This window comes from Bacillus sp. CIS52, from assembly GCF_053545315.1.
This window is the reverse complement of the sequence record NZ_JBIUFR010000002.1, coordinates 151,100-172,395: the sequence shown is the minus strand read 5'-3', so window position 1 is coordinate 172,395 and position 21,296 is coordinate 151,100. Positions and strand designations below refer to the sequence as shown.

Genomic DNA, 21,296 nt, shown 5'->3' with positions numbered 1-21,296 from the left:
TGGGGGATGTTTTTAAAATAGACGTAAAGGTTAGCTTTCACCGCCGAACAAATGGCGGACCTTCTTCTTAAAGATGAAGGGAAGCGATAAAAACACGATGTAAAGACAGATGACTCCGAGCATGTTCAGCACATTTCCGGACATAAAGCTCGCGCCAAGCACATTCAGAACGATCGTCCCCGGAATGATGCCTGCTGCAGTCGCCAAAAAATACGTCATCGGCCTGACTTTCGAAAGACCCGCGGCATAGCTGATCACATCAAAATTCACAGGCAGAATGCGAAGGATAAAAATATAAAAGAAGCCATTGGTTTTCATCTGCTTTTGAATGGCTTCCATTTTTCCGTGACGGCTTTTTTCTTTAAAGGCAAACAGCCCGGCCGCAAAAAAAGACGCGGCCGCAGCGCCCATTGAGCCCGCCAGCGTATACACGGTGCCGAAAAACGGTCCGAACGCCAATCCTCCGGCGACGGAAACGATTGATACGGGAAACAGCACAAAAGGCCTGACGATGGAAATTCCGATAAACACAAGCGGCGCAAAGACACCGAACGATAACACCCAAAGACGGATCTCCTTAGGCGACAGATTCAGATATTTGCGGTTTGCCCAAAGCAAAAGGCCCGCTCCCGCCGCAGCCGCAGCCCATGTGACAGCCTTCTTATTCCTCATTCCCTCAAATCCTTCCCTTTGGACGCCGGCATTATGGACGGCGGCGGTTTTCCCCGTCAAGACGGACAGGCGAAGCCAAATATAAAATCCGCTCCATCAATCTTGCCGCTTTTACCTCTTCCTTTTCTCCCCGCTGTGAATACGTAAAATGATGCTTCAGCTCGTCAGGTGAAAAATTAGACGAGAAAAACGTGGGAAGCTGCTGGCTCATTCTGTGCTGAAGCACGGTGCCGATGACCTCATCCCTGACCCAGCTTGTCATTGACTCCGCTCCGATGTCATCAAGCATCAGGACGGGCGTCGTTTTGACCATATTCAGTTTCTCCTCCAGCGACTGATCCTGGAGCGAGTTTTTCAGCTCTCTGACAAATTCGGGAACATATACGATCATTGATGAATACTCTTTTTCCGCCAGCTCATTGGCAATGGCGGCTAGAATAAATGTCTTTCCGATTCCGAATTTTCCATACAGGTACAGCCCTTTGCCTTTGCCCGTTTCATTATAGCTTTTCAAAAAATCCGTCACATGCTGGAAGATGCCGAGTCTGCTCGGATCTGTAATGTCGATCTGCTGAAACGTCGCGCCGAGAAGATCCCGCTGGATATACATGCTCTTCATCAGGGACTTTTGTCTTTTCTGGCGGTCGAGCTTTCTCTTTTCCGGACATTCGTAATATTCAATATCAATAGAACGTCCGTTGATCACAAGCTTCGGATGATAGCCTTCAAGCAGGCTGTTCGTCTCGTTGTCTTTTGAACAGAAGGCGCACCGCTTGCTTTGCTGAACGTATTCGTACAGTTTATTTAACCCTCTGTCAATCATGCTTTGATTAATTGCATCTTTCTGTTCCTTCAAAAAAGCCTGGACGTCTTTGTCGGCCATGACTTGCTGCTGCATTCGTTCCAGGCGTTTTTGAAAGTCAGGTCTCTTCGTCACGCCTTCTAAGGATCGGCTGATCGGTTCCATTCAGTATCACCCCGCTTCTCTGTCTCAGTAGGCAGAGTATTTTTTCAGTTTTTTCATTTCTTCCATCATTTTTTTCTTCTGTTCTTCAAGATCCTCCGCGGAAAGAGCCGGCTGCTGTTCAGACTTCTTCCCGGTTTCTTCTTCTTTCATCCAATCAGGGCGCTTTTCTTCCCGGACAGTTTTTTTGCCGCGTGCCGCGCCGTTTGTTTTGCCGTCCGCCCAATCAAGATACTGCCTGTGCTCTTCTATTGCGAGCTTCATTGCTTCCCGGACCGTTTTTACTTTCTTTCTGGCCCAGTGAGCGGCGATTTTTTGAGTATAGTTTTTGGACAGCTTCATATCCGTTTTCAGCATGACATAATAAATCAGCACATTGGTGACACCGGGCTCAAGCTTCTGTTCGAACATAATATCGGCGATGATCTGCAGGTCTGCTTTGGACGGCTCGGTCCCGTCCGCAATGTCCTGAAGAAGCTTTCTCGGTGATATGGTCTCAAGCTGTGCAATGAGTTCGGCATTCAATGAATCGTCCTTTTCCGTCTTGTTTTCCCGCAGACGGACAGGCTGTGTTTTATCAATCAGTTCCGGAAGCTTCCCGCTTCTTTCAATTTGGTACCAGTCGCTGGCCGCTTTCCTCAGCGCTTCGGCCGTTATCGCATCCTGTTCATTAATAGCGGTCATGACGACGTGCTGCATGGAGATAGGATCTATTCCGTATAAATATGAAAGCTTTTTAATGCTCTCCCGCACGTCCTGCGTGATTGATTTGCGCGGTATCATCGTTTCTGACAGTCCCGCCATGAAAAGCTCAAAATCAAACACTTCCTCCGTCACCGTATAGGAAGGCGCTTGTCCGACAGACGCCGTCTCATAGTCCTCGGGGAGCTTCATCGCTTCTTCCATATCCGGCGTCATTTTCCATTCGCTCGGCTGAAAAGAGGCAAAGGCGTGATTAAACGGACGCGTAATTTCCCTTGCGTCCGCGCCGACGGAAGGATGCGTGTAAAATTGTCTCAGCTGCTGGTATTTCGTTTTACCGACTCTGTTATAAAGAAAGACATTCAGCATGCCGTCTTCAAAAAAATCATTCGGTCTGAGCGGGGGCAGCAGCTCATAAATAAACATCCGTTCCTTTTGCTCGGACTCCCGGATATACACTTTCAGCAGCCCGATTCCTTCAAGCTTCCCCTGTTCATGATGAATCTTTTTTAAATTTGCCTGCATCATGCCCATCAGCTGTCTGTGCGTGGATTCAGCTCCCCACAAACGGTTCTGCTCAAGCTCCCCCCATAAAGTCATATACAGAGAGAATGCAAATGAACCGATCAGCGGCTGGTACAGATGTGTCAAAACCTGTCTGTCGACATCCTGAAGAAGCGAACGGCTTTTGACCGTATAAGGATCTACAGGCAATACGTCATTCCAATAGTCAGCCATGATTCTCAAACCTTCCGATATGTTTCTACTCTCATTTTACACCGTTTCCGTCATCTATCAAATGCCAATTTTGCTCATGAGAAAAGAGCCAGACATCATCTCTTAGCTCTTTAGCGCTCTTTCTTTATTAAATCTTTCAATTCATCAATAAAAACGTTTATATCTTTAAACTGCCGGTAGACCGAGGCAAAGCGGACATAAGACACCTCATCTATTTTCGCCAGCCGGTCCATCACCATTTCTCCGACAAGTTCGCTTTTGACTTCAGATACGCCTTGGTTTCGCAGCTCTTTTTCAATGTCAAAGCACATGTCTTCAAGTGTTTTTAAAGGAACGGGCCTTTTTTCACAGGCTTTAATTAATCCGCGCAGCATTTTTTCACGGCTGAATTCTTCCCGGACACCTTCTTTTTTCACGACGATCAGAGGCATCTCTTCAAACTTCTCAAATGTAGTGAAGCGGTAATGGCAGGCTTCGCACTCCCGCCTTCTGCGGATTGATTTCCCTTCGTCCGCAGGCCGTGAATCAAGTACGCGGGAACCGTTATGCTGGCATGAAGGACATTTCAATTGGATCAGCTCCCATCTGTTTCATTGCTGTAATGCGGTTCGCAAGCTTCCGGTAAATGCCCGCCAACGTATCTAGGATGAGCCTATTGTGTTGGGAGAGCCGATAGACCGGCCTTATCTTTCTCTATTTTACAAAAAAATTGCTTAAAGAAAAAGCAATGCTGTTTTTTTACATTAGAAAAGGAGCATCAGCTTCAAAGCGCGTAATGGCTTTTTCAGCTTAGCTCCCTTGTGTTTGCGTTTTGAAAATTACAGTACTTTCGCTTGTGCCTGTTTAATCTGTACAGGCCCCATTCCTCTCGGTATTTCAATGTTTTCTCTTGTATCTGCATGTAATGCGTCCGCAATGTAATCAGCAGCCACATTAGGATCCAGGTCTCCACAAGTATAAACATCAATGCTTGCATATCCGTGTTCAGGAAAACTGTGAATCGTTAAATGTGACTCAGAGATAATAACGACTCCGCTTACGCCTTGCGGTGCAAATTTGTGAAATGCGACCTCGCGCACTTCAGCTCCTGATTTCAAAGCAGCATTTACAAACGTTTTTTCAATAAAATCCATGTCATTGAGCTTATCAAAATCGCATCCCCACAGCTCGGAGATGACGTGACGCCCCATTGTTTCCATAATCATGGACCCCCCTTAACAAGAATTAAAAAAGTGAATTTCCGAGAACTGACCCGGCCATTTACCACGGGGGAAAGTTAGTCCGGAGAGGTCCTAACCCTTTAAGTAATTCCGAAGCAGTCACGAGCAAGAAGTTCACGAAAGATAGTATACTGTGTTTAAGTTTATTTTGCAAGGAGTGTTTTTTTGCAAATATGGCGTTAAGGGTTTTTTCTAACAAATGTCCATGATCTTTATTCTACACAGCTGACGGGTGTTTCATTCGCGCGGCGACGTGGCGGATAAGATCAACGACCCGGCAGGAATATCCCCATTCATTGTCATACCAGGCGAGCACCTTTACTTTTCGGTCTTCCATCACCATTGTCGTCAGCCCGTCAATGATCGCCGAGTGTGAGTTCGTATTATAATCCGAAGAAACGAGCGGTTCATCCGAATAATCAAGAATGCCGTACATTGACGTCTTTGCGGCTCGTTGGAACGCGGCGTTCACTTGCTCGGCCGACACATCTGTTTTCAGGTCACAGACAAGGTCCACTAAGGACACGTTAGGAACGGGAACCCGCAAAGCCAGGCCGTGAAGTTTTCCTTTCAGATGAGGCAGCACGAGCGACAGCGCTTTAGCCGCGCCTGTAGAAGTCGGAATGATGGATTCTCCGCACGCTCTCGCCCTCCGCAGATCTTTATGCGGATTGTCGATATTTTTTTGGTCATTCGTGTAAGCGTGAACGGTCGTCATCAGGCCGCTCTCAATCCCGAATTCCTGATCAAGCACTTTGACGACCGGTGCAAGACAGTTTGTCGTGCAGGATGCATTTGAAATAATTACATGTTCATCCGGATTGAACTTTTCTTCATTCACTCCCATGACAATGGTAACGTCTTCATTTTTACCCGGAGCCGTTAAAATAACCTTTTTCGCCCCTGCTTCAATATGGCTCACCGCTTTTTCTTTTGAATTAAATTTTCCCGTTGCCTCTATAACGATGTCTATTCCGCACTCTTTCCACGGAAGCTCTCTCGGATCCCGTCGATTGAACAGCATAATATGTTTTCCGTTGACGATCAGACTGTCTTCGGCGGCTTCGACTTCTTGACCGTATTTGCCGTGAATTGTGTCATACTTTATCAAATGAGCAAGCGTTTCCGGGGGATAGCTTGCATTAATGGCTGTTATTTGAATTTGATCATCTTCCATTGCTTTTCTGAACACCATTCTTCCGATTCTTCCAAACCCGTTGATTGCTACTTTTACCTTCATGCCCAGGTCACCCCTTTTTAATATGCCACTCTAATTTAATTTTAATTATATATAGTATAACACATTGAAAGAAATCCGCCAGTACAACTTGATAAAAATCCGCCCTTATACCGATCAATATGTTGTTCAATCGGTTTTTTTGCATATAAAATGATCTTTTTTCCATAAAAAAAGCAGGATCAGCATCTCTGGCTGCCTGCTTTTTTCTTATATTTGTTCCGGATCTTTAAATTTGTCATTTAAAATGCTGTCCTCTAATACGGATGACACCTCGCCGTACCGTTTAGAAATATGCATCGCGCCCCAGTCGCACAGCGCGTTTAAAATTCTTTCCAGGCTGTGGCCGTATTCACTCAATTCGTATTCCACTTTCGGCGGCACCTGATTGTACACGATCCGGTTGATGACGCCGTCGGCTTCCAATTCCCGCAATTGCTGTGTCAGCATCTTTTGTGTAATGTCCGGCATAAGCCGCTTCAATTCGCTTGTCCGCTTTTTTCCGCGCATCAGGTGGCAGAGGATCACACACTTCCATTTTCCGCCGATCACTTCTAGCGTCGCCTCAACAGATATATTGTATTTTTTCTTCAGCAACGGTAATTCCTCCTCATCTATAGGAACTAAAAAGTGCCTATGGCACTTAAAAGTACGTTCTTTTCAATGACTCATCTATCGATCATAATGACATTTGCCGGCTGAAAAGGAATGTACTCTTATACTTATATCGTTTACCCGGCATCATTTCAACCATACATTTTCGTTCAAGGAGGAAAACAGATGTCTTCACATCGCCAAAGCTATTTACCAGCGCTGCTGGCATTAGCCGTCAGTGCTTTTGCAATCGGCACAACCGAATTTATCAGCGTCGGACTGCTGCCGCTTATATCTCATGATCTGCATATACCTGTGACAACGGCGGGACTTACCGTTTCCATGTATGCTCTGGGCGTGACATTCGGCGCCCCGGTTTTAACTTCTCTTACATCAGGCATGTCGCGGAAAACGCTGCTGCTCTGGGTAATGCTGATTTTTATCGCCGGAAATACACTTGCAGCGAGCGCTTCCTCAATCGGCGTCTTACTGGCGGCGCGGGTCATTTCGGCTTTTTCCCACGGCATTTTCATGTCAATCGGGGCAACAATCGCCGCCAATATCGTGCCGGAGCATAAAAGAGCAAGCGCGATTTCCATTATGTTCACGGGGCTGACGGTGGCTACAGTGACCGGTGTTCCGTTCGGGACCTATCTCGGCCAGCAATTCGGGTGGAGAATCGCATTTGCCGTCATCGTCGCGGTAGGAATCATTGCATTTCTCACCAATGCGCTTCTCGTTCCGTCAAATTTGCGCAAAGGAACGAAAACCGCATTTTCCGAACAGATAAAACTCGTCAAAAACGGCCGGCTGCTGCTTTTATTTATTATTACAGCGTTAGGCTACGGCGGAACCTTTGTCGTGTTTACGTATTTATCTCCGCTTCTTCAGGAAGTAACCGGTTTTCAGAAAGAAACCGTCGCGGCCATCCTGCTTGTTTACGGAATTGCGATTGCGATCGGAAACATGATCGGCGGCCGGTTATCAAATCGGAATCCGCTGAGAGCATTGTTTTACATGTTCATTGTCCAGGCGGCTGTGCTGTTTGTCTTGACTTTTACCGCGCCGTTTAAAACAGCCGGACTGATCACCATTATTTTTATGGGGCTGTTGGCGTTTATGAATGTGCCGGGGCTTCAGGTATATGTCGTGATGCTGAGTGAACGTTTTGCGCCAAGCGCCGTTGATACAGCATCAGCCTTAAACATCGCGGCATTTAATGCCGGAATCGCAATCGGTTCTTTTGCCGGCGGGATTATAACAGATTCAATCGGGATTATTCATACCGCTTGGATCGGGGCGTTAATGGTGCTCAGCGCGGTCGTGTTAACCGGATGGAGCAGAAAGCTTGAAAAGCGGGATCGCACTGTCCTTGAAAGGAGGTGAGTTTTTCTTCAGCGCATTTTAATTTTTTTAACAAACAAACAATAGGAGGAACATATACATGACAACACATTTACAAGCAAAAGCAACATTGCATAACGGAGTAGAGATGCCTTGGTTCGGCATCGGAGTATTTAAAGTAGAGGAAGGCGCGGAGCTCGTCAATGCAGTGAAAACGGCATTGGTGCACGGCTATCGCAGTGTTGATACCGCCGCGATTTACGGAAATGAAGAGGGTGTCGGCGAAGGCATCCGCCAAGGATTGCAAGAAGCGGGATTAAAACGTGAAGACATTTTTGTCACGTCAAAAGTGTGGAATGCCGATTTAGGGTATGAAGAAACGTTAAAAGCGTTTGACACAAGTTTAGAAAAACTCGGTTTAGACTATTTAGATTTATATTTGATCCATTGGCCTGTCGAAGGAAAGTACATCGATGCGTGGCGGGCGCTCGAAACCCTCTACCGGGATGGACGCATTAAGGCGATCGGGGTCAGCAATTTCCAAATTCACCATCTGAAACATCTCATGAAAGAAACGGAAATCAAGCCGATGATTAACCAGGTGGAGTACCACCCCCGTCTGACACAGAAAGAACTGCACGCTTTCTGCGCCGAACAAGATATTCAGCTTGAAGCATGGTCGCCATTGATGCAAGGCCAGCTGCTTGATCATCCCGTCTTACAGGAAATCGCTGAAAAATACGGCAAATCAGCCGCTCAAGTGATTTTGCGCTGGGATTTGCAAAACGGCGTCATCACCATTCCGAAATCAACTAAAAAACACCGTATTGAAGAAAATGCAAATGTCTTTGATTTCGAACTGTCAGCTGACGATATGAAGCGGATTGATGATCTGAACGAAAATCTCCGTGTCGGCCCGGATCCTGACAATTTTGATTTTTAACCAGAAAAACACCGTTCGGTTTTCCGAACGGTGTTTATTTATGTCCAGCTGCTCAATATTTCCTCCAGCTGATGCTTCGTATATTCAAGACTGCCGCTGTTATCAATGACGGCGTCAGCTTTTTTTGTTTTGTCCGCTAAAGGCATTTGCGACGTTATCCGGCTCATCGCTTCTTCTTCTGTAAGTGAATTCCGCTTCATCAGCCGTTCGAGCTGAATGTCTGCCGGTACGGTGACGACGAGCACTTTGCCGACCAGATAGTCAAGCCCGCTTTCATACAAAAGCGGTATATCCAAAACGACGAACCGCTCTTTTCGCGCAACGGCTTCATCCCGCTGTTTCATCATTTCCGCACGCACTGCCGGATGAACGATCTGATTCAGCATCAGACGCTTCTGTTCGTCCGTAAAAACGATAGAACCGAGTTTTTTTCTGTCAATGCCGCCGTTTTCCAGCAGGATGTCTTTTCCGAACGCTTCAACGATCTGTCCGTAAGCCGGCATTCCTTTTTCCACCGCCTGCCTAGCGATGACATCCGCATCAATGACTGTTATTTTTTTGTCGATCAGCATGCGCGCTACCGTGCTTTTGCCGCTGGCGATGCCTCCCGTTAAACCGATGACCAAGCTCAAAAAGCCCACTCCTTCTTACATTTTCCAAATCCCGATGATAATCAGCAGGATCCCCGGCAAAAATGTCATTTTATCTATCCAATTCCACCTTGAAAGAAAATGCCCGGCGTTGATGCCGAATGACACAAACAGCGAGCTCATCACCCCGACGGTCACGCTCATCATAACCGGAGAAAAACCGAGAATGGCCGCTCCCATGCCTGCGCCAAAGGCGTCAATAGATAAGGCGATGCCGAGCAGAAGCGCTTCGACCCCGTTAATGGTTCCGGATTGATCAATATCAGCGCTGGTCGGCTTTTTCAAAATGTGAATCACGATGCCGAGCGATTTCACTTCAAGGTTTAGCAGCGTTTTTTCGTGTAATAAGTAATCCGGCTCTTTCGCCGGTTTAAAAAATTGATAGATGACCCATGCCCCGATTCCGATTAAGATCAGCCCGCCCAGTTTCTCCGTGACGGATACAGGGAAAATCTTTGTCAGAAAATGGCCGATCAGCATGGATATAAACATCACAGAGGCTGAACAGCAAGCGATCACGGCAATCGCTTTGAACGGGATTTTCATTTTTCTCAATCCATACGTAAACCCGACTGAAAAACTGTCCAAGCTGACAGCAAAAGCCAAAAGCAGCAAAGAAACAATCTCCATATCCGTTTCTCCCTTTCTCTTGATCGGCAATTGTGACATATGCCTATTGGGTGAATCACAATATATATATGGAGAAAGGTCATCAACTGTGTTAGAAAAAAGTCATTCTGCTGCCGCCTGCTTGAACAGCTTCAGTTTATGATTTTTTTTGGCATCGGGCGCAGAAATGCGTCCCCCTTCCGCCGACTACGATTTTAGAAATCATCGTGCCGCACGTTTTGCACGGCTCATCCTTTTTGCCGTATACGTAATGTTTGAGCTGAAACATTCCGATTTCCCCTTGAGAATTGATATAAGACCGGACGGTGCTCCCGCCCGCGTCAATCGCTTCCTGAAGGGTGTCTTTAATTTCTGTATGAAGCGTTTTTATCTGTCCGTCAGACAGGCTGTTCGCTTTTGTCTCAGGGTGAATCCGTGCCCGGAATAAAGCTTCATCGACATAAATGTTGCCGAGGCCGACGACTGCTTTTTGATCGAGCAGGGCGGTTTTCACCGCGCGGTTCGTTTTTGCCAGCCGCTCTTTTAAATAGGCGGCGGTAAAGGCTTCATCATCTGGTTCGGGTCCGAGCTGTGAAAGCGGTAATGCATTCAGTTCCTCTCCCGGCGCAAATAAATGCATCGTGCCGAATTTCCGGACATCCCGGTAGCGGAGCTCTGTTCCGTCCGTCATGCGAAACACGACGTGCACATGTTTATCGTCAGGCTCATCGGCCTGATAAAGACCGTATTTCCCCTCCATCCGGAGATGGGACACCATGACATAATGATCCAGATGGAAAAGCAAAAACTTTCCCCTTCTTCCGATGGATCGGATGGTTTCTCCTGCAATCTGCCGCGCGAATTCCTCCGGCTCGGCGGGTTTTTTGATGATATTCGGCCATCTGATGTCCGCCGATTCAATCGTTTTCCCCTTCACAAGACCGGTCAGAGTGCGCCGGACCGTTTCAACTTCTGGTAATTCCGGCACAATCATCACTTCCTTTTTCTCTGTTTATTTATTTTGCATCGTACCAAGACGGTCCTGAAGCATAATCCGCCTTTAACGGCACGTCTAATGCCAAAGCATGCTCCATCACTTCAGGAACCAGCTTCTCTAATATTTCAATTTCTTCCTTAGGCGCTTCAAAAATCAATTCATCGTGCACCTGAAGCAGCAGTCTTGCCTTCAGTTTTTTCTCCTTCAGCTCAGCTGCCATATCAATCATGGCTTTTTTAATAATATCAGCGGCGCTGCCCTGAATCGGCGTATTCATGGCCGTCCGTTCCGCAAAGCTCCGCAGGTTGAAGTTGCGGCTTGTCAGCTCAGGGATATAGCGGCGGCGCTGCATAAGAGTCGTCACATATCCTTTTTGTTTCGCTTCCTGCACCGATTCTTCCATATACGCCTTGACGCCCGGAAAGCTTTCCAAGTAGCGGTCAATAAAAGCGCCCGCTTCCTTCCGGGTAATGCCGAGGTTTTGAGACAGCCCGTAATCACTGATGCCGTAAACGATCCCGAAATTGACGGCCTTTGCCTGACGGCGCATCGCCTGTGTCACTTCATCCTCGCTGACATGAAACACATCCATTGCGGTTTTTGTGTGAATGTCCATATCATTCGTAAACGCCTCAATCAGATTTTCATCTTTTGAAATATGCGCAAGCACCCTTAACTCAATTTGTGAATAATCAGCGGCGAAAATTAGCCAGTCCGGTTCTGACGGAACGAAAGCCTGACGGATTTTCCGTCCTTCCTCCAGCCTGATCGGAATGTTTTGCAGGTTCGGATCAGTTGAACTGAGGCGCCCGGTTTGAGTCAATGCCTGATTGAATCGCGTATGCACCTTATGAGAATCCTTGCGTGTGACTTTCAGCAGCCCTTCAATATAAGTTGATTGGAGTTTGCCTATTTGTCTATATTGCAGAATGTAGGCGACGATATCATGTTTGTCTGCGAGCTTCTCCAGCACATCGGCTGAAGTGGAATAGCCTGTTTTTGTTTTCTTTACTGGCGGCAGGCCGAGCTTTTCAAACAGAATGACGCCGAGCTGTTTTGGTGAATTGATGTTAAACGGTTCACCGGCGATCTCATGGATTTTTTCTTCGTATTCTTTCAGCTTCGCCCCGAGCTCTTCGCCCATTCGCTTCAGTCTATCAACATCCACTTTGACGCCCATTGATTCCATTTCTCCGAGAATAAGCGCAAGCGGGAGTTCGAGATCTTCATATAATTCAAGCTGATTATTTTCTTCCAGCGCGTGCAGCAGCTTGTCCCGGAGGCTGTTAACGGCAGACGCTTTTCGCGCGAGATGATCGGCAAGCTCTTTTTCAGCCGGAACGGCGCGCTTTGCGCCTTTTCCGTAAACCGCTTCATCTTTCGAAACGATATTCAGGCCGTATTCTTTCGCTACGCTCGCGACATCGTCGTACGAATTGCCCGGGTTTATAATGTAAGCAGCAAGAAGCGCATCAAATTCCGTTCCCTTCAGCTCAATTCCCTGCCAGCGCAAAGCGACGACGGAGCGTTTGCTGTCAAACACCCACTTTTTCTTCGACTCATCTTCAGCCCAGGATTTAAACGCTTCGGACTGGATGGCGGTTTCTTTCGGAATATAATAAAGGCCTGTTTCATTCACGATGGAAAAGCCGAGTATCGGTTCTTCGTGATAGTTATCCCCGATTTGTTCGACGACTAAAGCGGACGGCGAAACGAGCATAGCTTCGGTGATTTCTTCGGCCGTTTCAACATTGATGTCCTCAAAATCTTCTTCCGCCGTTTCTCCGCTATCTTCACCGAGCCGCTCAAGCAGCGTGTTAAAACCGAGGTCTTTAAAAATGGCTACGACTTGTTCACGGTCGAACCCTTGATAATCTAAATCGTCAAGCTTGACTTCAATCGGCGCATTTGTCATAATCGTCGCCAGCTCTTTGCTCATCAGGGCTTGTTCTTTATATTCTTCGAGCTTTTCTTTTAATTTTTTCCCGCTGACTTCATCAATTGAATCAAGCAGTTTCTCAACCGAATGGAACTGCTTCAAGAGTTTAATTGCCGTTTTTTCGCCGACGCCGGGAACGCCCGGGATGTTATCGGAGGAATCCCCCATTAATCCCTTCATATCAATGATTTGCAGCGGTGTCAGACCGTACTTTTCTTCGACGTGTTCCGGCGTGTAATCTTCCACGTCGGTAATGCCTTTTCTCGTAATAGCAACGGTCGTTTTCCCGGTTGCAAGCTGCGTTAAGTCTTTGTCTCCGGAAAATACCTTTACTTCAAAGCCGTCTTTCTCAGCAGATACGGCAAGTGTGCCGATAATATCATCCGCTTCGTATTCAGGAAGTTCATAGCGGCTGATGTTATAAGCATCGAGGAGCTCACGGATGAACGGCATCTGTTCAGAAAGCTCCGGCGGCGTTTTTTGTCTTCCGCCTTTATATTCTTTAAACGTGCTGTGGCGGAAAGTCGTTTTTCCCGCATCAAAAGCCACAAGCATGTGGGTCGGTTTTTCATCCTCCAGCATTTTCATTAAAATCATCGCAAACCCGTATACGGCGTTTGTATGAATGCCTTTTTCATTGCTTAGAAGCGGTAATGCAAAAAACGCCCGGTACGCCAGACTGTTTCCGTCGACAAGCACTAATTTTTTTCGTTCCGTCATTCAATATCCTCCTAAGAGCAAAAGCTCGTCATTCCTCTGTTTTTTTAATCTCACAGCTTCTCTTATTTTAACAAAGTTCAATTTGAAAGGAAAATGAGCGGACCCCGTCAAAACGCAAAAAAGGACGGGAACAAGAAAACACGTTCCCGCCGTCAAAATTGGCTCCTTGGATGAAGGGGTTCTGTTACATCCTAACAAGATAGGTTTAACAGGTCATGAAGAAATTGTTAATCCTTTGTAAAGCTGATCACGCTGCCGGCGGCCGCTTCAGCGTCACAGTGAACACAGTTCCCTGTCCCGGCTCGCTTGTGACTTCGATTTTGCCTTCATGGGCTTCTATTAAGTGCTTTACGATGGCAAGACCGAGCCCGGTTCCTCCCGAGTTGCGGCTTCTGTCTTTATCCACGCGGTAAAATCTCTCAAATATCCTCGGAATCTCTTCCTTCTGAATACCGATTCCCGTATCGGACACTTTGATATCGACAGCGGTTTCTTTCACATTTACCGAAATCGCCACCGTCCCTTTTTCAGGCGTGTAGGTTAAAGCGTTGTTCGCCAGATTCAGGAATACCTGCTTCAGCCTGTGCACATCACCCGTCACAAAAATCGGCTCCTCCGGAAGATCGAGCTGAAAACTGATGCCTTTTTCCTCAGCCTTATGCTGTAAAAGGGCTTCGATTTCATGGAGGATTTTTGCGGCGTCAAAGGATTCTACGCGCATCGTAAAGTTTTGCTGCTCCATTTTGGATAAATCCAATAAGTCCTGTACGAGGGATTGGAGCCGCTCACTTTCTTTCAGAATGATAGACAGAAAGTCTGAAAGCGCCTTTTCATCTTTCATCGCCCCGTCTAACAGCGTTTCCGTAAAGCCTTTAATCGAAGTGATCGGCGTTTTCAGTTCATGGGAAACATTGGCGACGAAGTCCTTCCTCATCTGCTCCAATTTTTTAATTTCCGTTATATCGTGAAAAACGAGAACAATGCCTTTCCATTCATCATCAGGACCCATGATCGGAACGCCGTCAACTTCAAAGTAGCGCCGCTCAATATTGATGGGAAGTCTCAGCAGCTGGCATTTTTTCGTCTCCGTCATAAAAATATCTTCGACGAGCCGAATGATTTCCTCATGCTCAAGCGCATCATGGTAAAGGCGGCGAAGCAGACGTTCAGGCTTTGTATGAAACTGCTTCGTGTACGATCGGTTCACGAGATTAATAAAACCTCTCCCGTCTATTAAAATCAAACCTGAACCGATATTTTCAATGACGGTTAACAGACGGTCGCGCTGCATATCCTGCGTTCTCGTCATTTCCATCAAATCGACCGCCAGACTGTTCATCGCACGCCCGAGGCGGTCAGACCGCCTTGCGTAACCGCTGTAGGAGCGGGCGTCATAATTGCCTTTGGACAGCTCCGTCGCCACCTTCGTCGCGGCGTCGATTGATTTTTTGTAACGGGACGTCATGTTTGTATAAAAGAAAACGATAATGATAAAAGCGGTACAAAGACTTGCTGCCAGCATGCCCCACATTTCTCCGGTAATACTTGAACCGCCGCTGATTTCCGAGGAAACGAGCACATATCCCGCCGTTTGGCCGGTGTCATTTTTTACGGCGGCGCCGCGGATCACTTTGCTTCCCGCCTGTATGGCTGCCTCATTTTTATTGTGAGAAATGAACTCCTTTACGGCTGCATCATCAGCATGCCTGCCGGAATGAAATACGGTATCACCCTTCTCATTGAGCACGGAGACGTTTATACCGAGGGTGCGGCCGGCGGCGCGGACCACCGTTTCATTGCTTTTATTGCCGATTCGGCCGGTGTCAAGAAGGCCCGCTATGTATACCGATTCCTTTTTCAGCTGATCCGCCGTTCTGTCTTTAGCGGCTGAAGAAATAAGCTGCTGTAAAAAAAGGCCGAGAACACTGAAAACCAATATGATACATACAACGAGTAAAGCGAACAGACGCACACGGACTTTATTCATTCATTTTTGGCTCCTCCAGTTTATACCCCAAACCTCTGATTGTTTTAATATAGATGGGTTTTTTGGTATTTGATTCGATTTTGTCGCGCAGATGGCTGATATGAACGTCAACAATCCGGGTGTCCCCGGCAAAATCATAGTTCCAGACTGCGCTCAGCAGAAGATCTCTCGTCAGCACTCTTCCCTTGTGTTTTCCCAAATACAGAAGCAGTTCAAATTCTTTAGGCGTCAATTCCAGCTGTTCCGACTTGAAGTACGCTTCGTAATGCTCCGGAAGAATTTTCAGCTCGCCGATAAGGATCTGCCCGTCCTTTTCCTCTTCTCTGCTTTGTGACAGCGAAGAAATGTCAGCCCTTCTTAAAATGGCTTTCACCCGCGCAGTCACTTCCCTCGGACTGAACGGCTTTGTCATGTAATCATCCGCTCCGAGCTCCAGTCCCAGCACCTTATCAAACTCTTCATCTTTTGCTGTCAGCATCAAGATCGGAACCATCATTTTCTGCTGTCTGAGCTGTTTACAGACGTCGATTCCGTCCACTTTCGGCAGCATGACATCCAGTACGATTAAATCCGGATTTTCCTTCTCTGCCTGCTCCAGAGCCTCTTCGCCGTCTGATGCGGTAATGACATCATAGCCGGACCGTTCCAGATTGTACTGTAAAAGAGTAACGATAGATTGTTCATCATCTACAACTAAAATTTTTTTGTTCATGCTGCGCCCTCCGCTGTCTATTTTCCCCGACATCCAATTTTCTCTATTTTATGTGCTGCATATCACTTTATGATTTCATTTTATCTAATACTGCCCGTTCAGACAATTCGCCTTTTTGATCATTTTCAGAGAAAGGATCGTTCAGGGAAAAAGAAAACGCTTTCATTAATTGTAAAAAGAGGAAGGCTTCTGATTCGGAAGCCTTCCCTTTTTTCTTATGACAATACTTTCATCACGTTTTTGACAGATTCAACTGATTTACTCAGCTGTGCTTTTTCATAGTCTGTCAGTTCAAGCTCAATGATTTGCTCTAGGCCGTTTCCTCCGATAATCGTCGGCACGCCTAAGTAAATGCCTTCATGACCGTATTCGCCTTCTAAATAAGCGATAGTCGGAAGCACGCGGCGCTGATCTTTCAAAATGGCTTCTACCATTTCTGTCAGTGATGCAGCAGGCGCATAGTAGGCGCTTCCGTTGCCGAGAAGGTTGACGATTTCCCCGCCGCCTTTTCTTGTGCGCTCTACAATCGCATCAAGACGGTCTTTCGGGATAAGTGTTTCGAGCGGAATGCCGCCCGCATAGGAATAACGGACGAGAGGAACCATGTCGTCACCGTGTCCTCCAAGAACAAAACCGGTCACGTCTTTTACTGACAGGTTTAATTCTTCAGCGACGAATGTTCTGAACCGCGCAGTGTCAAGCACTCCGGATTGTCCGATAACGCGTTCTTTCGGGAAGCCTGATTCTTTGTACACCGCATATGTCATCGCATCAACAGGGTTTGTTAACACGACGATAATGCAGTCAGGAGAATATTTCACGATCTCACGTGTGACGCTTCTCATGATTTTTTCGTTTGTAGATACGAGATCATCACGGCTCATGCCTGGTTTTCTCGCAATTCCGGCCGTGATGACGACGATATCAGAACCGGCTGTGTCCTCGTAGTTGGACGTGCCTGTGATTTTCGCGTCAAATCCTTGAACCGGACTTGCTTCGAGCATGTCAAGCGCTTTTCCTTTAGTCGGGTTTTCTAATTGAGGAATATCAACGAGCACAACATCCGCAAGCTCTTTTTGAGCTGTAAGGAAGGCTGTTGTCGCTCCCGTAAATCCTGCTCCGATAACAGAAACTTTACTGCGTGTTTTTCCCATGATTCTCTTCTCCTTTTTTGGCTTCATTAGAAGTCTGCTTTAGGTTCAGTCCATGTTTTTGATAAGCTCTTCACCGAACTCTGAACATTTCACTTCAGTTGCACCGTCCATTAATCTTGCAAAATCGTAAGTTACTACTTTTGAAGCAATCGTTTTTTCCATAGCTTTAATGACTAGGTCAGCCGCCTCATTCCAGTTCAGGTGTTCAAGAAGAAGCACTCCTGAAAGGATAACCGATGACGGGTTGACTTTGTCAAGGCCGGCATATTTCGGAGCCGTTCCGTGAGTCGCTTCGAAAATCGCATGCCCTGTTTCATAGTTGATGTTCGCTCCCGGCGCGATTCCGATTCCGCCTACCTGAGCGGCAAGCGCATCAGAGATATAGTCTCCGTTTAAGTTCATCGTCGCCACGACGTCGAATTCGCTCGGACGGGTTAAGATCTGCTGAAGGAAAATATCAGCGATGCTGTCTTTGACGATGATTTTTCCTGCTGCTTCCGCTTCGCTCTGCGCTTTATCAGCCGCTTCTTTTCCGTCTTTTTCGACGATGCGGTCATATTCGGCCCAAGTGAATACTTTATCTCCGTATTCTCTTTCGGCAAGCTCGTAGCCCCAGTTTTTAAACGCACCTTCAGTGAACTTCATGATGTTTCCTTTGTGGACAAGCGTGACAGACTTACGGCCGTTTTCGATCGCGTACTCAATGGCAGCTCTGACTAAGCGGCTTGTTCCTTCTTCAGAAACAGGCTTGATGCCGATTCCTGATGTTTCAGGGAAACGGATTTTGTTAACGCCCATTTCATTTTGCAGGAAGCTGATCAGCTTTTCAACTTCTTCAGAACCTTTCGCATACTCAATTCCGGCATAAATATCTTCCGTGTTTTCACGGAAAATGACCATATCCGTATCTTCAGGACGTTTGACCGGAGAAGGCACTCCAGTGAAATATCTGACAGGGCGCAGGCACGTAAACAAATCAAGTTCCTGTCTCAGCGCCACGTTCAGAGAACGGATACCGCCGCCGACCGGTGTCGTCAGAGGTCCTTTGATGGCGATGAAGTACTCTCTGATGTCTTCCAGCGTTTCGGCAGGAAGCCACTCACCTGTTTTATTATAAGCCTTTTCACCGGCATAAACTTCTTTCCACGTGATTTTTTTCTCGCCTTTATATGCTTTTTCAACAGCGGCTTCCAATACTTTAGAAGCGGCATTCCAAATATCAGGGCCTGTGCCGTCACCTTCAATAAACGGGATAATCGGATTATTTGGTACGTTTAATACTCCATTAGAGACTGTAATTTTTTCACCTTGTGACACAATATTACCTCCCAGTATGTAATTCATATTTAGAAAACATTTTATTTTTCTTGTATAGAAAATAAAATGATTTTTCTCAAGATTCTATCAAAATTGTAAACCAACTTGGGCTTGATTAACAAGAGGCTAACGACATGAAAATCACCAGCCTCCCGTTTGATCAGGCTCTTTCGTCAATCGGAACAAAAGTCTGCTTATCCGGACCCGTGTATTCAGCGCGCGGGCGGATGAGGCGGTTGTTATCGTATTGCTCAAGAATGTGCGCGATCCATCCGGACATTCTGCTGACCGCAAAGATCGGCGTGAACAGATCGTGGTCAATGCCGAGACTGTGGTACACAGATGCGGAATAGAAATCAACGTTAGGCGGAAGTTTTTTCTCAGATGTCACAATTTCTTCGACACGGATTGACATGTCGTACCATTTGCTTTCACCCGTCAGATTCGTCAGGCGTTTGCTCATTTCTTTTAAATGTTTGGCGCGCGGATCCCCATGCTTATACACGCGGTGTCCGAAGCCCATCACTTTTTCCTTTTTCTCCATTTTGCTGCGGATATAAGGCTCGGCATTTTCCACTTCGCCGATCTCTGTCAGCATTTTCATGACGGCTTCATTGGCTCCGCCGTGAAGCGGTCCTTTTAATGCGCCGATGGCCGCTGTGATGCCTGAGTAAATATCGGATAAGGTGGCGACACATACTCTCGCCGTAAATGTTGATGCATTCAGCTCATGATCCGCATGAAGAATGAGCGCTTTGTTAAACGCTTCCACTTCGATCGGAGAAGGATCTTCACCGTTTAAAGTGTAAAGGAAGTTCTCCGCAATACCGTACTCTTCCTTCGGTTCAACAGGATCAAGTCCTTTGCGGATTCTTGAGAAAGCGGCGACAATGCCCGGCACCTTCGCCTGCAGACGGATGGCTTTTCTATAGTTCGCTTCCGGATTCATGACATCGGCTTCACTGTCAGTCAGACCGAGTAATGAAATCGCCGTCCGGAGCGCAGCCATTGGATGTACGTTATTGAGGGGATAGGATTTGAAGTGCTCAATGATTTCTTGTGGAACGGCAGCTTCTTTCGCAAGCTGTTTTTTCAGTTCAGCAAGCTCTGTTTTATTCGGCAGGCGCAGATGCCACAGCAAATAAATGATTTCTTCAAAACTTGCATTCTCTGTCAAGTCGTCAATATCGTACCCTACATATGTAAGGGTATCGTCGATAATAGAGCTTACAGATGATGTTGTTGCTACAACCCCTTCAAGACCGCGTGTTGCTGTCATATTCAACCTCTCCTTTTCAATCAAAATTCCCCTTTAAAGAGTACATAAAACATACGGCTTACTTAAAATGAGTCATGTAAACACTCCCTTTCCCCTTTAAGAAAATGCTTACATTTCATTGATTGCGGTTACATAACCGATATGCTTATAGAGGAACATAACAAATTCTTATAAGCTTATTTAAGTTTAAGCCTATTCTTATTATAAACAATAATCTGATTAATTTGTAGACTTTTAACTAAAAATGTTTTAAAAGCCCTATATATCAAGGTTTTGCGTTGATAAATTTAATCGCTTGCTTTCAGGCGCTTTGTAAAATCATGTATTCTCATGTTTTCATTTGGGGGAGCTTTGGGAGTTTAAAAGGACAGGCGCAACAACTTCACCGCAAATACCCCCCTTCTCCGGTAAAGAAGGGGGGATTTTGTTTACTCGACTGAATCAATGTTCGGATCAGCTTCGGAAATCCATGTCTTGGTTTTAGTTGGCTCCCCGTACATGGACTGGAATCGTTTGACTGCATTTGCGCTGTTTTCGGCCCTAAATATCCTCATCAAACCGTTCATCAATTGAAACTGACTCATTTACTGATGTAAGTGAAGTTAAATAAATTGCAGAAAAACCCTCCTCATCTCGAGAAGGGCTCGATTTCTACTTCTTTTTCTTTTTTCTAAATCAGTCCGAAGAAAAAACTGATGCCGCTCAACTTTTCAATCGAAGGGCTTCATCGGGTTCTCCAACTATTTGCCCCTATGCTTTTCTTTTGCTTTTTGTTTTCTGATTAAATATTTTTGTTCCTTTATTTTTTCTCTTTGTTTTCTGTTCAGTTGTTTTTTCTTTTCTTTTCTTGCTTCAAGCTCCTGTTTTATCGCTTTTTGCGCCTTAGTTGATATCCCGATATTTTTCATCTCTTTAGAAGCTTGCCGTTGTAATCTTTTTGGGTTTAACTTCTTAGATTTTGCTTTAACACAAACCCCTTCTTGTTCAGTGCGGGAGAGAGTCTGTAAAAGTTGATTATTAACAAAATGCATGATTTCTGAATCCTTGGGCTCTTGTCCAAACAAATGACGAATTGCTCTTAATTTCCCATCATTCACAACTTCAATTACTCCTACCCAAAACTGACCATCGTAGTAAACCGTTAATTTCATAACGATTCCCTCCTCCTAAATTTACTGAAGAATGATGGACATCCCGAGGAGGGGAAGGTTACTGACATTTTAAATAATGCATCCGGACTACCAACCGAATTGTGTTTTTTCATTCTCACTATAAATTTAACAAACTTTCAAATTTAAGGAAAGGGCCTCCGCTTATTTTAACAACACTTCAAGTTTTGATTTGGTTCAAGTGCATAAATTCCATCAGCTTTTAATCCATTCATCAATTGGAACCGCCTTACTGCATCTTCAGTCTTCGTGCCATATGCGCCGTCGATTCCGAGGTTCTTTGTTACATGGTAAGCCACTTCATTCCTCGGAATAATGCAAATGGCATTTGTCTGAACTACAAAATGCG

At 46.1% G+C, this 21,296-nt stretch carries 19 protein-coding genes and 1 pseudogene; 2 read left to right on the top strand and 18 right to left on the bottom strand.

Features of this window, described 5'->3' with window-relative positions; translation table 11 throughout:
• Positions 1–30: 30 nt before the first annotated feature.
• The 7 genes from ACH32G_RS10755 to ACH32G_RS10725 form a co-directional block, all read right to left on the bottom strand.
• Positions 31–672 (bottom strand): TVP38/TMEM64 family protein, encoded by a 642-nt coding sequence (locus ACH32G_RS10755; protein ID WP_064777774.1) that lies wholly within the window; start codon positions 670–672, stop codon positions 31–33.
• A gap of 31 nt (positions 673–703) precedes the next feature.
• The gene (gene dnaI, locus ACH32G_RS10750) at positions 704–1,639 is read right to left on the bottom strand and encodes a primosomal protein DnaI (protein WP_415305469.1); all 936 of its coding nucleotides are present in this window, start codon (positions 1,637–1,639) and stop codon (positions 704–706) included.
• Positions 1,640–1,663: 24 nt separating this feature from the next.
• Positions 1,664–3,076, bottom strand: coding sequence for a replication initiation and membrane attachment family protein (locus tag ACH32G_RS10745; RefSeq protein WP_448814342.1), 1,413 nt, complete (start codon positions 3,074–3,076; stop codon positions 1,664–1,666).
• Between the two features lie 110 nt (positions 3,077–3,186).
• Positions 3,187–3,645 carry a transcriptional regulator NrdR gene (gene nrdR / locus ACH32G_RS10740; RefSeq protein ID WP_003152473.1) on the bottom strand — a complete coding sequence of 153 codons (459 nt, stop codon included), beginning with the start codon at positions 3,643–3,645 and terminating at the stop codon, positions 3,187–3,189.
• A gap of 249 nt (positions 3,646–3,894) precedes the next feature.
• Complete coding sequence (speD, locus tag ACH32G_RS10735; protein ID WP_003152471.1) at positions 3,895–4,275, bottom strand: adenosylmethionine decarboxylase; 381 nt, start codon at positions 4,273–4,275, stop codon at positions 3,895–3,897.
• A gap of 238 nt (positions 4,276–4,513) precedes the next feature.
• The gene (locus tag ACH32G_RS10730) at positions 4,514–5,536 is read right to left on the bottom strand and encodes a glyceraldehyde-3-phosphate dehydrogenase (RefSeq protein WP_415305471.1); all 1,023 of its coding nucleotides are present in this window, start codon (positions 5,534–5,536) and stop codon (positions 4,514–4,516) included.
• A gap of 207 nt (positions 5,537–5,743) precedes the next feature.
• Entirely contained in the window at positions 5,744–6,130 is a 387-nt protein-coding gene (locus tag ACH32G_RS10725; RefSeq protein ID WP_049627153.1) for a winged helix-turn-helix transcriptional regulator, read from the bottom strand.
• Between the two features lie 183 nt (positions 6,131–6,313).
• Between ACH32G_RS10725 and ACH32G_RS10720 the strand changes: the two genes are divergently transcribed.
• Both ACH32G_RS10720 and ACH32G_RS10715 read left to right on the top strand, forming a co-directional pair.
• On the top strand, positions 6,314–7,513 hold the full coding sequence (locus ACH32G_RS10720) for an MFS transporter (RefSeq protein WP_016938615.1): 1,200 nt from the start codon (positions 6,314–6,316) through the stop codon (positions 7,511–7,513).
• 58 nt (positions 7,514–7,571) lie between these two features.
• A complete protein-coding gene (locus ACH32G_RS10715) occupies positions 7,572–8,414 on the top strand; it encodes an aldo/keto reductase (protein ID WP_448814341.1) in 843 nt (280 codons plus the stop codon).
• A 38-nt stretch (positions 8,415–8,452) separates the two neighbouring features.
• Here the strand turns inward: ACH32G_RS10715 and coaE are convergent, their stop codons facing one another.
• The 11 genes and pseudogenes from coaE to ACH32G_RS10660 form a co-directional block, all read right to left on the bottom strand.
• Positions 8,453–9,046, bottom strand: a complete 594-nt coding sequence (gene coaE, locus ACH32G_RS10710) for a dephospho-CoA kinase (RefSeq protein WP_448814340.1) — start codon at positions 9,044–9,046, stop codon at positions 8,453–8,455.
• Positions 9,047–9,061: 15 nt separating this feature from the next.
• Positions 9,062–9,694, bottom strand: coding sequence for a sporulation membrane protein YtaF (gene ytaF, locus ACH32G_RS10705; protein WP_016938612.1), 633 nt, complete (start codon positions 9,692–9,694; stop codon positions 9,062–9,064).
• Between the two features lie 136 nt (positions 9,695–9,830).
• The gene (gene mutM, locus ACH32G_RS10700) at positions 9,831–10,661 is read right to left on the bottom strand and encodes a DNA-formamidopyrimidine glycosylase (RefSeq protein ID WP_016938611.1); all 831 of its coding nucleotides are present in this window, start codon (positions 10,659–10,661) and stop codon (positions 9,831–9,833) included.
• Positions 10,662–10,689: 28 nt separating this feature from the next.
• The gene (polA, locus tag ACH32G_RS10695; RefSeq protein WP_064777650.1) at positions 10,690–13,329 is read right to left on the bottom strand and encodes a DNA polymerase I; all 2,640 of its coding nucleotides are present in this window, start codon (positions 13,327–13,329) and stop codon (positions 10,690–10,692) included.
• A gap of 247 nt (positions 13,330–13,576) precedes the next feature.
• Entirely contained in the window at positions 13,577–15,316 is a 1,740-nt protein-coding gene (pnpS, locus tag ACH32G_RS10690; RefSeq protein WP_448814339.1) for a two-component system histidine kinase PnpS, read from the bottom strand.
• Positions 15,309–16,028 carry a response regulator transcription factor gene (locus ACH32G_RS10685; protein ID WP_016938608.1) on the bottom strand — a complete coding sequence of 240 codons (720 nt, stop codon included), beginning with the start codon at positions 16,026–16,028 and terminating at the stop codon, positions 15,309–15,311. The genes pnpS and ACH32G_RS10685 overlap by 8 nt, the downstream gene beginning before the upstream one ends.
• 215 nt (positions 16,029–16,243) lie before the next feature.
• Positions 16,244–17,182 carry a malate dehydrogenase gene (mdh, locus tag ACH32G_RS10680; protein WP_003152455.1) on the bottom strand — a complete coding sequence of 313 codons (939 nt, stop codon included), beginning with the start codon at positions 17,180–17,182 and terminating at the stop codon, positions 16,244–16,246.
• 45 nt (positions 17,183–17,227) lie between these two features.
• Positions 17,228–18,499 (bottom strand): NADP-dependent isocitrate dehydrogenase, encoded by a 1,272-nt coding sequence (gene icd, locus ACH32G_RS10675; protein ID WP_016938607.1) that lies wholly within the window; start codon positions 18,497–18,499, stop codon positions 17,228–17,230.
• A gap of 160 nt (positions 18,500–18,659) precedes the next feature.
• Positions 18,660–19,778: a citrate synthase gene (gene citZ / locus ACH32G_RS10670; protein WP_016938606.1), complete on the bottom strand. Its 1,119-nt coding sequence runs from the start codon at positions 19,776–19,778 to the stop codon at positions 18,660–18,662.
• Between the two features lie 740 nt (positions 19,779–20,518).
• Positions 20,519–20,929, bottom strand: coding sequence for a YjdF family protein (locus tag ACH32G_RS10665; protein WP_032873696.1), 411 nt, complete (start codon positions 20,927–20,929; stop codon positions 20,519–20,521).
• Between the two features lie 162 nt (positions 20,930–21,091).
• Positions 21,092–21,228, bottom strand: a pseudogene (locus ACH32G_RS10660) (peptidoglycan-binding domain-containing protein); the annotation flags it as partial.
• Positions 21,229–21,296 lie beyond the last annotated feature (68 nt).